The following is a 12,541-nucleotide window of genomic DNA, read 5'->3' as shown; positions in this document are numbered from 1 at the left end:
CGGCGGCCTCGGCGTGCGTCATGCCCTCCTCCAGGGCGAGCAGCGCAAGCTCCACCACGTCCCTATCATACATGCGGACCCCCTTCCGGACGCGTGAATCGCGTCCAACTTTTCGTCCGCAGTCCCATGCTTAAAAAATATTGGATAAAATGTCCGATTTGTAACGGAAAGACGAGAGTTCAAGTATTTCATAATACTGTATTAAAAGATTTTCCTCTTTTCTGCCCTAAATGCAAATTGACGCATATCATTGATGTAGAAAAATTAGAGATTGTAATCAAAAATACAGAAAAACAAACTTTTATTATTTAGAAGAAAGGATATAAAAATGAAACGTTTACCTAAATATACGCCTGCGGAAGTACGGAATGATCCATACGGATTTACTTACAAAGAAATGTCGGAAGTTATTGGCGAGAATGAAGCAAAAGCCTTATATGAAGAATTATATAAGCAATTACCACGCAAAAAAAATCTATCAATGTTGGTAAAAAATATTTGCAAAAGCAGTGATACTGAAAAGTATGTTTACGAACTGAAAGACAACAAATACATTGAAACGGTTTTTATCAAGCGGCGAGATGGTGGAACTGTTTGCGTGAGCACACAAGTCGGTTGTCCTGTTGGTTGTATTTTTTGTGAGTCCGGGCGAAATGGCTTTGTTCGTAATCTAACATCGTCAGAAATCGTACAACAGATTATATTGTTGCGTCGAAAAGTAAACCGTATCGTTTTTATGGGTATGGGAGAGCCTTTATTCAATTATGACAACTTGATAAAAGCAATCCATATTCTCCGAGATAGATATGGGCTCAACTTTCCAACCGACGGCATTACCATATCAACAGTTGGTCCGGTCGATCAATTAAAAAAATTGCGCGAGGAACATCTTAAAATTCAGTTGACAATATCTTTACACGCAGCAACACAATCTGCAAGAAATCGTATTATTCCTCACATGCGCATATATGCTATTGAAGATGTTGTTAAGCAAGCCTTATCCTATTCTGAAAGGCATAATCGCAAAATTGTCTTTGCGTATTTGCTTTTACCGGGTATAAATGACCGGCCCTCAGATGTAAGACAACTTGCAAAATGGTTTCGGGGCAAAAAAGTTATGATTAACGTGTTACAATACAACCCAACAAGCAATTCAAGAATTAAAGCACCACAGAAACGGGAAATAGTTGCATTCAAACATCAATTAGAGCAAGCAGGACTTGAAGTTACTATGAGAGTTTCTCATGGCAGAGAGATTAACGCGGCTTGTGGACAGTTAGCTAACACATATAATAAATTCAAAAAAAAATGATTAAAAGTGCCAGACGCATAGACGCAGAGCCGATAACGCATTAGGTCAAAAAACCTATGTGTTATCGGCTTTTTTATTTAATATTGCGCAAAAGCCGCTGTTCCCTATTATAGAATGGATTGCGGGTAGTGTATTAAAGTCGCCCTTTTTTAAGGATACGGCGGTATCGGGGAGGTATCGCCGTGTCCATTTTTATTTACTGTAACCCGCCTAATGCTTTGCGGTCAAAAAAAGCTATGCTCCGCAAGCGGGATATTCCGGCTATGAGTATGAACTGTCAATACATCTATGTTGTAATATTCGTCTGTTCCTGGTTCAAAATAGTTTCTCCTCTCTGATACTGATTTTATCAATGATATTTCGCAATAGCCAGCAATGAACGCTTGCATTGCGCAAGACGTTACATTATCTTCTGAAACATATAGCGCACCTTGTCCAGGCGGCTGTTTGGACGGCGGGGCTGGATGACTGGCTTGCCGACAGCGGCCTGATACCCTTTCAGTTCTGTAAGGCATACGCTCTGCCCGTTGGTGTAAAAGGCCAGATCAGTACGGTATGCCTGTATACAGCGGGCGGGAATCTCGCCAGTAAAGACAACTTCATCCTTTTTTACCTGGACCGTTTCGATGGTGGCACAGTATTTCGGTGCATCATGATAAGCCCTGGAAAGATATTCCCGGGGCGCATAGAGGGTGAAGGAGAGATAAGGTTCCAGCAGTTGCGTCCCTGATTCCTTCAATGCCTGTTCCAATACAATCGGGGCCAATGAGCGGAAGTCCGCCGGCGTGCTGACCGGACTGTAATAAAGCCCGTATTCAAAGCAAATCTTACAGTCCGTTACGTTCCAGCCGAACAAGCCCTGCTCCAGCCCGTAACGGATACCATCCCTGACAGCGTTTTGAAAACTCTGGTTCAAGTATCCCAGCGAAACCCGGCTCTCGTATTGTACACCGGAGCCAAGCGGGAGTGGTGTAACAGACAGTCCGATGGATGCCCAAAACGGGTTGGGCGGCACCTCGATATGGATGGTGTGGCTGGCTGCTTTGAGCGGCCGCTCCATATAAATGACGGTGGGTTCCTTTACCACTGTTTCAAGCTTGTATTTTTCCGACAGCAAAGCGGAAACAACCTCCAACTGCACCCGGCCCAAAAAAGAAAGAATGATCTCATGGGTGATGGAATCCACCTCGCAGCGCAAAAGCGGGTCAGTATCCGCAAGTTGCGTAAGAGCGTCCAGCAGCCGTTCTCTTTGCGCTGCCGTTTTCGGCGCAATCGACGTCCGCAGCATGGGGAGGGGGTCCTCACGCCACCTTTTACGAGGGAGCCGGGTTGGGTCCCCTAATACATCGTTTAACCTCACGCTGTCGCTGGGAAGGATAACAATTTCACCCGGATAAGCGGTGTCTGTCCGAACAATTTCCCCTTTGGATGGAATACGCATCTCTGTGATTTTCAGCTTTTCTCTCCCGGCCAGGGCCACCGTATCCCGCAGGCGCAGCGTTCCGCTGTATAGCCGTAGATAGACACGCCGCTGGCCGCAATCTGTATACTCCACCTTGAAAACGCTGCCGCATAGGGCGGCGCTCCCCTGTTCCCCAATCGGTTGGAACAGCCCTGTCACCGCATCCATCAACGGTTGAATGCCAAGGCCCTTTTTGGCGCTGCCATAATAGACCGGGAACAGGGAGGCGTCTTGAACCCGCCGCTGTTCCTCCCGCACAAGTTTTTCCCGGCTGATTGGTTCTCCTGCGATATACTTTTCCAATAATTTATCGTTATTTTCGATGACCGCATCCCATGCTTCTATGTCGGTATTTTCCTCCAGGACTATTTCCGGGGACAGCGACACCGTCTGCTTGATGATAATATCGGCGGAGAGCTTATCCCGAACAGACTGAACCACGCTCTGCAAATCAACGCCAGCCTGGTCGATCTTGTTGATAAAGATAACGGTGGGAATGTTCATTTTCCGCAGGGCATGGAACAGAATACGGGTCTGGGCCTGCACGCCATCTTTAGCGGAGATCACCAAGATGGCCCCATCTAAAACAGCCAAAGAGCGGTACACCTCCGCCAAAAAATCCATGTGGCCGGGCGTATCCACAATGTTGACTTTACATCTGTGCCACTGGAAGGAAGTGACTGCCGCTTGAATGGTAATCCCACGCTGCCGCTCCAAAAACATGGTGTCCGTCCTCGTTGTCCCTTTTTCGACGCTCCCCGGTTCTGAAATGGCTCCGCTGGCATATAGCAGGCTCTCCGTCAAGGTCGTCTTTCCAGCGTCTACATGGGCAAGAATTCCAATATTGATTATTTTCATGTGATTGTCCTCCCTTTACTGCCCCGAAGGGCATAAAAATCCCCAGCAGTAAAATACTTTTACCACTGGGGATGATAATTTGCGGACATACACATATACAGCATACACCTGTTTGTGAGTGCTGTTTTTGGGGATATGTCAAAATTGATAAGGCAAAAGTATTCTTAAATTGGGTACAAAAAACTAAGCTCCTACAAAAGGGACTATCATAATCCTTTGTTCCCACTATTTGATTATAGTTTTATTTAAGAATACCTTGCCGCATATTTTTTACTCCTTTTCTGGTATTGAATTATTATATCACATCAGTTTTAGGAAAACAAGTATCTAAAAGAAATTTTTCTTCCCCTTATATGTAACAATCATACCGGCTTCCTAACGTTCAGAATGGTTTCTACTGTCTGCTGCGGTGTTTGGTTGGAATTGTCCAGCCAAAAGCCGATCCGTGGTGTTGTCTGCATTTTACTAAATACAAATTCAATGTATACAGAAAGAAATATATAAGGAGTGGGAGGGATTCCGCCGTAGTCGGCATTGTAGGAAAATCCAAAAGTTTAGATTTTCTCAAAATGCTTATCTTTTGGTCTTTGGTTCGGAATAGTGTAGTGCTGGCGGTCTATCTATTGTTTTCGGTTGCTTGCTTCTTTACCGTACATGAGCATTACTCCAGGGCTTCAAGCAGCGCGGCGAGTTCACGCTGCACGGCGTGCTCGGCATTGGTGCCGATTACCTTTTTGGAAATCTGCTTGACCGCATAGCGCCCGTTCGCCATCGCGCGACTGTGGCCCGCCATGCGCAGTATCTCGTAATCATTCATCGAATCGCCGAACGCCATGAGCTGCGAAGGATCCACCCCGTGGACCGCCATCACCTGATCGATGCCCGTAGCCTTGCTTACGCCACGCTGCATCACGTCTATCCACACACTGCCCGAAGGCGCGAACACAAAATCCGATTCAAGCTCGCGCGTGAGCACGTACGCCATATCCATCACCGACTCGCTGCAGAACACCGATGCCTTGACGATGCTCACACCCGGCGCAGGAAGATCGTCCACGCGAATCGGGTTGGGCAGATCCTTATCGAATTCCTTGATGTATCGAGCCGGATCATCTAGAAGATAGCTATTCGTGCGGTCGTACACCACAAGTCCCAGGCAGTCAAATGAGCGCACCAGCGCAAGGAGGCGCTTGAGTGCTGCATAGGAGAACACCTCGCGGTCGACAAGCGTGCCGTCCACAACCACCTGGGCACCGTTGGATGCGACAAAATCCATAAGACGCGCCACAGGTGCGAAGAACTCCTGAAGCGTATCGAAGCGCCTGCCCGATGCTGCAGCAAAGTGGATGCCCTGCTCCCGCAGGCGCTTCACAAGGCCAAAGGTCTCAGGTGGCAGCTGCGAGTTCTCGTCAAGCAGCGTGCCGTCCATGTCGCACGCGATCAGCTTGACGGACCTCGGGTCGAACGCCTGCCCCTTTGCGCAGGACAGGACCGGAACGCCAACGGTTTCAAGTTTCATGCAGGACCCCTCTTTCGGTCTTGCGCCCGGACCCTCCGGGCAGCTTATGATTCGTCGATACGCATGCCAGCATACCTGCCGCCCATGCGACCCATGATGCCGCTGACCGCATTTGACCAGAATTTGTTACTCTTCTAGCCCAATCAATACAATGCGATTTGGAATTTTGAACAAATAATTTCGTTTTTCTACTGTTAGCCAAACTGAACAATACAAACTTGAGGCCCAAATCGCGGGTAAACCGGCATTTTTCGCCGTTCCGACCATCCAGAAGCTTTACGAGTCGTCATGTATTGAGCTCGAAAAGTAGAAAATCGAAAATATTTGTCCAAAACGCAAAATATCGAGTCAATCAGGCAACTCGATCGGAAGCCACCTCGATCAGTCCCGGGCAACCGAAAAGGGAATGGGCGACAGGTATGCCACGCATCATCCAAGATGCCCCATGGAAAATCGAACTCATATTCCTGGCTCGACAAACAGCTCGAATGAAACACAAAGCCGGGCTTCGGCCGAAACGAAACCCGGCTTAATCTGCGGCATCCGCGTGAAGCGATGAGCGTTTTACCGACTCAATGCCGCCCCGCATCAAACGCGCTTAAACTTCACCATGTTGCGCGCCGTGAGGTACGTGACCAGGAAGTACACCCCGTATACCGCCAAGAAGGCGACCATCGTGACCACGCTTACCGTGCCGATGTCCAAGTATCCGAACACCTGCACGACGTCGATTACCACCTGCATCGCGCACAGCGTATGCGCCACGCCCACCAGCAGCGGGAACAGAAAATAGATGCCGATAAGCTTGAACAGCGCTCCGTCGATCATGCGTTGCGGAGCACCCAGTTTGGCTATCAGCTCGTAGCGACGCACGTTGTCGGCCGCATCGGTGAGCTGCTGGATGGCAAGAATAGCAGCGCAGGCGATGACCAGCACGAATCCAATATAGATGGCCAGATAGCTCACCACGGCAGTGAAGCCCGAGCTCTGCGTTTCAACCTCGCTCACCGTTTGAATCAAGCTCACGGGGTAGGTGTTGGGGTCGGCGCTATCCTGCACGCCATGCAGGAAGCTCTGGAATGCGTCTTCTTGGCCGTCTTTGCACTGCACGTCCAGAAGCGAGGTCCATAGAGGGGCGCTTTCCTCCACGCAGTCGTCGGGAACCACCAGCACACAGATTCGCTGGGTGACGCCCGTGGTTTCCAGGGTCACATCCTGAGCCTCGGGCTGAGCCGTCAGCGTGCGGCCGCCGATCTGCAGCTGTGCGCGGCTTGCGGCGAGCGCATCGGCGTAATCGGATGTGAGCGCAGCGTCGTTCCAAATGGCGAACTCGTCCTCGCCCAGCTGGATAGGCTCGAGCCCCGCCAGCTCACGGGCCGCATTGAACTGAGACACCGCTACGTAATCGAGCTGCTGGCCGCCCATGTCATCGGAGAGCAAACCCGCGCCCACGAAGTCATAGATCGATTTCCCGGTTGCCTCGTTGAGGTCGCCCAGCGTAATGCCCGACAGGCGGAAATCGATCTGTACGGCACTTTCCACCATGTTGTCCCATGCGGGAGCTCCCACGGCTTCGGTGCTCGCCGCCAGCCCTTCGGCCATGTTGTAATCATGCGCCTCGGCGAACGCCCCGAACTCGCCCAGCTCAAGCTGTTCGACCTCTCCCGTATCGTAGTTCATCATGGCATAGGTGGAAACCACGCTCGCATCGTATTTGGTCCCGTTAGCGGCGGACGCGTTCATCGCGTTCACGATACCGATGCCGCCGCACACACTGGTCATCGCAAGGAACAGCGTGATGGCGATCACGCTCATGGACACAAACGCCGAGTTGGCACGCGCCGAAAGCTGACGCAGGAAAAACATGTTGAGCCCGCGCAGATAAAGGGGCTTGATCATTTGCGTGATGCGGAGCAAAAAGCCCGACACCGAATAAAAGAACAGCACTGTGCCCACGCACACGAGCACCGTTGCCGCCATGAACTCTGGGGAAGGCTCGAGCAGCCCGTTATCCATAAGCAGCTTGTACGAGATGCCGATTATGACGCACGCTACGATGAACAGCACGAACGAGAGCGGCAGGCTACGCAGCTTGAAACTTTCATTGCGTCGATCGGCATTGAGCAGATCGATGAGCCGCGCCTTGAAAAGATGCCCGGTGTTCAGCACGATGGTAACGAGAAAGATCGCGGCGAACGCCGCCACCGTAAGCGCCATAGCGTTGCCCGACACGGAAAACGCCACGCCCTCCACTTCGGAATCGAACATGGAAGCGGCCATGTTGCTCAATATCTGAGAGATGCCGAGGCCGATAGCCAAACCCACCGCGAGCGACGCTACGCCTACGATGAGCGTTTCGAGGGCACTCACCTTGAACAGGTCGCCCTTCTGCATGCCCAACGTAAGGTAGAGCGCGAACTCCTTGTTGCGTCGCCTGATGAGAAAACGGTTGGCGTAGATGACCAAAAACGCCAGGATTACAGCAATGAACACCGAGACGATGTTGATGACGAACGCCAAGAGCTCCATCATCTTTCGGCCATCCTCACCGATGCGCGCCACCGCCTGCGAGCCAGCGATGGAGTTGAACGCATAGAACACCGCAATGCCCAATACAAGCGTGAAAAAGTACACAGCGAAATCGCGCGCCGACTTGCGCACGTTTGCCGCAGCGAGCTTAGCCAGCATTGCGCACCTCCCCTCCCAGACGCGTGGTGGCGGCCACGATGCGCGAGAAGAACTGCTCGCGAGTGTCGTCCTGTCGACGCAGCTGCCCCCACAAACGCCCGTCCTTGATGAAGATGATGCGATGGCACCAGCTGGCTGTGAACGCATCATGCGTGACCATCACAATGGTGGACCCCATGCGGTTGAGCAGCTCGAACGTTTCGAGCAGCTGGCCCGATGACTTCGAATCGAGCGCACCGGTCGGCTCGTCAGCCAGCACCAGACTCGGACGCGTGATCACCGCACGTGCCGCAGCAGCGCGCTGCTTCTGGCCTCCGGAAATCTGATAGGGGTACTTGTCCAGCGTCTCGGAAATCCCCAGACGCTGTGCCATATCCTCCACGCGTCCCGGAATCTCGCGCGAGGAAGCCCGCTGTATGGTGAGCGCCAGCGCGATGTTCTCGCGCACGGTGAGCGTATCCAGCAGGTTGGAATCCTGGAAAACGAATCCCAGCTCATCGCGACGGAATTTCGCAAGCTCCTTTGATCTGAGCAGCGTGATGTCGCGCCCGGCGATGCGGATGGCGCCCTCGGTAAGCGTGTCGATAGTGGAGATGCAGTTCAGAAGCGTGGATTTGCCCGATCCGCTCGGCCCCATGATGCCCACGAACTCGCCCTGGTCCACGAAAAAGCTCACCCCGTCGAGAGCAAGCGTCGCGTTCTCGCCCCGCGCCCCTCCGTATCTCTTCGAGACGTTTTCCACTTCAAGCACATGTCCAGGCATGGTTCCTCCTCACGTCATGGCTGCGCACGCCACATCGCATGCGCCCCGTCTGCACCTCCAGTATCGCGAGGGCACCTTGCGGCCTCCTTGCGCGAACCTGACATTTGCCTGACATCGCGATTGCGCCCTGGTGACATATGCGCGAGCGTGGTTTAATAGATGAGGAATATGTACCGTCCGTTGGGGTGGAGCGGCGGAATGCACGAAAGGCACGAGCATGTCAGACGCTAAGCTGAAAGCAAAAAAGATTCTGCTGGTGGACGACGAGGCAGAGCTGCGCCGCATCGTGGAGACCGTGCTGCGCGCGGAGGGGTTCACCAACGTGACCACCGCAGGCAACGTGCAGGAGGCGCTCGCAGCATATCGCACGGTGGAACCCGACCTGGCGCTTTTGGACGTCATGCTCCCCGACGGAGACGGATTCACGCTATGCACCTATCTACGCGCATTCGACGAAGCTCGTCCGCTGCCCGTGATCTTCCTCACCGCCAAAGACGAGACCGACGACCGCCTCGCGGGCCTTCGCAGCGGAGCCGACGATTACGTGACCAAGCCGTTCAGCCCGCAGGAGCTGGTGCTGCGCATCATGGCCGTCCTGCGCCGCTGCTACCCCGGCGAGCCCGACGCCATCGAGCTTGCCGCCTGCACGCTCGACCTTGCCAACGCCGATGTGCTGCGCCACGACACGGGCAGGCATATCCAGCTGACCGTGAAAGAGCACGATTTGCTTGAAGCGCTTGCGCGCAACGCGAACCGCATCGTGACCACCGACGCGCTGTGCGAGGCCGTGTGGGGCGAAACGTTCGGATACGCGCAGTCCTTGATGACGCACGTGCGACGCGTTCGCGAGAAGATCGAAGCCGACCCATCGCGCCCTGAATCGCTGGTCACGGCCAAAGGCCTAGGATATAAGCTCGTCGTGCCCAAAGAAAGCCGATAGGCATGACCGCTCGCGACGCACATGACCCAACCGAACACGCTAGCGTGCTTTCTCGCCTGAGACGCCGCATTGACAAAGACGGCCGGAGGGAATCGACTGCCGGCCGACGCAACCCGAACGAAGCCCATGGGCAGCGCTCTCAAACCGCGGCAGAACGGCGCAGCAAGCGCGCTCGGCGCAAAGCGGCCGCTCCGCTCTTCTTCGGCAAACAGATGCTTCTCTTCGGCGCGCTCGTCGCCGCTGTCTTGGTGCTCGACCTCTTCTTCTATATCGGCGTGGCGCTGATTGAGAACGACGCCTCGCTCACCGGCGGAGCGCCCAACCATCTTGCACGCGAGGCCGGACAAGAGCTCGAGAAAACCGACGACGGCTGGGAGATGCCCGACAACGTGCAGGCGGCGCTCGACGAGCGTGGATGTTGGTGCATCCTCATCGGCTATGACGGCGAGGTGGCCTGGCATACGCCCAACGCCCCCGAAAGCGCGCTGCGCACCTACAACCTGGGCGATACGGCGGTGTTCACCCGCTACGGATACCTGGACGACTACCCGAGCTTCATCTGGCAGCGCGACGATGGACTTTTGGTCACATGCTACCCCAAAGGCTCCTATTACCCCTTCGCCACGCTCTACATACCCGACCAGCTGGTCACCCGCATTCCTCTTTATCTCCTGCTCATGGTGGTCATGGATGCCGCCGTGTTCTTCGCCGCTTACGTGATATCCAAGCGCCGCGTGCTCAAAAGCGTGGGGCCCGTGGTCGAATCGCTCGACAAGCTTGCGAAAGGCCAGAGCGTGCACGTGGGAGCGCGAGGGGATTTGCGCGAGGTAGGCGAAAGCATCAATGCCGCAAGCGCCGTGATACGGCGCAAAGATGAGGCGCGCAAGCGATGGGTCTCGGGAGTAAGCCACGACATCCGAACGCCGCTCGCGATCTCTATGGGCCACGCCGAGCGTATCGCCACCGGCGAGGGCGTCCCCGAAGAGGCGCGCAAATCGGCCGAGACCATTCTGCGCCAAAGCGCACGCATCCGCGACCTGGTGGCGGACCTCAATATCGCGTCAAAGCTCGAATACGACATGCAACCGCTCGACGTGCAGCCCTGTGCACTGTCGAAGACGGTGCGCTCCGTAGCGGCGGATTACCTCAACGACGGTCTGGATGAATAATACGAGCTCGAGGTAGACGTGGCGCCCGACGCCGAGGGCGTTGCTGTGCCGCTTGACGAGCGCCTGGTCAAACGCGCTCTGCGCAATCTTGTAGACAACGCGATTCGGCACAATGAAAACGGCTGCCGCATTTCGTTCGCCTTACACGCGCAGCCAGATTCGCTCAAGCTCACGGTTTCCGACGATGGCTGCGGAATTTCCCAAGCATCGCTCGCCCATCTCAACCACGAAGCGGGTGGAATGCAGTCGGCCCCCTTCGACCTTGATGCAGAGGTCAACGGCCCCACGCCGCCGCCCGGTTTCGACCAATACGGCCCCGACGCGCCGCAGGAGCACAAACTAGTCGCACCCGGCGACGCCCCTGTGCCACCGCCTGCGCTCACAAGAACGAAGAATGCGTCCTTCGCCGATGACGCCAGGGCCGTTGGCGGCCATGACCGCGAAGCAATGGTGCAATCGGACATTGACCAGCAGAAATGCTCCCCCACCCTCACCCGCACCGAGCTGGGCGGGTTCAACGAGCACGGACTGGGGCTCTCGCTCGTGGCGCGCATCGCGGCGGCACACGGGGGTTCGGTGGCATTCGCGGGCGGCCCAAGCGAGGGGTTCTCCGCCACGATCACGCTTCCCTTGACGTAGCGGCAAATCGTCCAAGGCGCGCATTGCAGCAGGCGTCTACGGCCACACGATTCCGCGCCTTTGACAACGCGTCAAATCCATTAAGGCGCACATCTGGCGCGCCCGAGTTTACCCAGAGGTGCATTTTCCCATTTCAATAAGGAAATAATCCCACCGTTTACCAAAGGGAAACACAATCGCGCGACGCGACGTTGCCCATTTCCCGTATAATATGCCAATTATTTTTTGTCGTTTGCCGCACTAGTGTGCTAAATCGCCCTTTCTGGGCTGCACACGTCTGGCGGCTTCCAACGCGAAAGAGGTACATATATGAGAATGGGACCGCAAGAGGTCGTTTGGATCGCTGGCGCTGCGGGCCGCATGGGCCGCGCCATCGAGCACCGTCTTGACCACGAAAAGTACCGTATCCTCACCACCGACGCCGAGGTTGATGCGACCGACCTGGACACCGTAGTCCATTTCGCAGCAGCCAACCGCCCCGATTACGTGATCAACTGCGCCGGCCTCGCGCGTCACGACGCCGCACAGGAGCGCCCCGATGACGCCTATCGCATCAATGCTCTCGGCGCGCGCAATCTTGCCATCGCAAGCGAAAGCGTAGGCGCGAAAATTATCCATCTTTCTACCGACGACCTGTTCCCGGCCAACATGCCGCATGCGGTCAACGAGTTCGACCCCGCCCTGCCCCACCACGTCTTCGGCAAGTCGAAGCTCGCCGGCGAGAAGCTCGTGCGCGACATGAACCCGCGCCACATCATCATCCGCTCCTCTTGGGTCTACACCGCGCTCCCCGACGACATGATCGTGAGCGCTATCGCCAAGGCGCGCGCAGGCGAACCGGTCGAGGTGCCCGCCAACCAGTTCGCCCGTCCCACCTCCTGCAAAACGGTGGCCGAGTTCATCATCGCCATCATGGAATCCGAGGAGTTCGGCACGTTCCACGTGACCAGCGAAGGCCTGTGCAGCCGCTTCGAGTTCATCGCCCGCGCCCTGAAATTGGCAGGCGCCCCGACGGATACGCTTGCGAGCAGGCAGAACCCTGACGAGGCCTACCGAGTCGACCTGGACAACCTCATGATTCGCCTGACGGGAATCTACGAGCTGCGTTCCTGGGAGGAAGACCTCAAGGACTACATGGCCGAACACGACCTGCTCGCGTAGGCGCGACACTTCGCCCCAGCGCGGTCGCAA

Annotated in this window: 10 protein-coding genes; 6 read left to right on the top strand and 4 right to left on the bottom strand. The window is 55.0% G+C overall.

What is annotated here, in order from left to right; translation table 11 throughout:
• The first annotated feature begins 126 nt into the window (after window positions 1-126).
• The gene (locus DMP06_RS04665; RefSeq protein ID WP_003431289.1) at window positions 127-312 is read left to right on the top strand and encodes a cysteine-rich KTR domain-containing protein; all 186 of its coding nucleotides are present in this window, start codon (window positions 127-129) and stop codon (window positions 310-312) included.
• Window positions 313-328: 16 nt separating this feature from the next.
• On the top strand, window positions 329-1,312 hold the full coding sequence (rlmN, locus tag DMP06_RS04660) for a 23S rRNA (adenine(2503)-C(2))-methyltransferase RlmN (protein WP_002584956.1): 984 nt from the start codon (window positions 329-331) through the stop codon (window positions 1,310-1,312).
• Window positions 1,313-1,712: 400 nt separating this feature from the next.
• Here the strand turns inward: rlmN and tet(W) are convergent, their stop codons facing one another.
• The 4 genes from tet(W) to DMP06_RS04635 form a co-directional block, all read right to left on the bottom strand.
• Window positions 1,713-3,632 (bottom strand): tetracycline resistance ribosomal protection protein Tet(W), encoded by a 1,920-nt coding sequence (gene tet(W), locus DMP06_RS04655; RefSeq protein WP_000691721.1) that lies wholly within the window; start codon window positions 3,630-3,632, stop codon window positions 1,713-1,715.
• Window positions 3,633-4,293: 661 nt separating this feature from the next.
• Window positions 4,294-5,151, bottom strand: a complete 858-nt coding sequence (locus DMP06_RS04645) for an HAD family hydrolase (protein ID WP_123208582.1) — start codon at window positions 5,149-5,151, stop codon at window positions 4,294-4,296.
• 588 nt (window positions 5,152-5,739) lie between these two features.
• Window positions 5,740-7,839 carry an ABC transporter permease gene (locus DMP06_RS04640; RefSeq protein ID WP_123208581.1) on the bottom strand — a complete coding sequence of 700 codons (2,100 nt, stop codon included), beginning with the start codon at window positions 7,837-7,839 and terminating at the stop codon, window positions 5,740-5,742.
• Entirely contained in the window at window positions 7,829-8,602 is a 774-nt protein-coding gene (locus tag DMP06_RS04635; RefSeq protein WP_123208580.1) for an ABC transporter ATP-binding protein, read from the bottom strand. The genes DMP06_RS04640 and DMP06_RS04635 overlap by 11 nt, the downstream gene beginning before the upstream one ends.
• Before the next feature lie 217 nt (window positions 8,603-8,819).
• On the opposite strand from DMP06_RS04635, the gene DMP06_RS04630 reads away from it, so the two are divergent.
• From DMP06_RS04630 to DMP06_RS04615, 4 genes are all read left to right on the top strand, one after another.
• Window positions 8,820-9,542, top strand: coding sequence for a response regulator transcription factor (locus DMP06_RS04630; RefSeq protein ID WP_123208579.1), 723 nt, complete (start codon window positions 8,820-8,822; stop codon window positions 9,540-9,542).
• Between the two features lie 2 nt (window positions 9,543-9,544).
• Window positions 9,545-10,711: a histidine kinase dimerization/phospho-acceptor domain-containing protein gene (locus tag DMP06_RS04625; protein ID WP_123208578.1), complete on the top strand. Its 1,167-nt coding sequence runs from the start codon at window positions 9,545-9,547 to the stop codon at window positions 10,709-10,711.
• A gap of 18 nt (window positions 10,712-10,729) precedes the next feature.
• Window positions 10,730-11,350: a sensor histidine kinase gene (locus DMP06_RS04620; RefSeq protein ID WP_123208577.1), complete on the top strand. Its 621-nt coding sequence runs from the start codon at window positions 10,730-10,732 to the stop codon at window positions 11,348-11,350.
• Window positions 11,351-11,659: 309 nt separating this feature from the next.
• The gene (locus DMP06_RS04615; protein WP_245962377.1) at window positions 11,660-12,511 is read left to right on the top strand and encodes an SDR family oxidoreductase; all 852 of its coding nucleotides are present in this window, start codon (window positions 11,660-11,662) and stop codon (window positions 12,509-12,511) included.
• The last annotated feature ends 30 nt before the right edge of the window (window positions 12,512-12,541 follow it).

This window comes from Slackia equolifaciens (genome assembly GCF_003725995.1).
GTDB lineage: Bacteria > Actinomycetota > Coriobacteriia > Coriobacteriales > Eggerthellaceae > Slackia > Slackia equolifaciens.
Note: the sequence above shows the minus strand (reverse complement) of the source record. Positions and strands in the feature narration are given on the sequence as shown.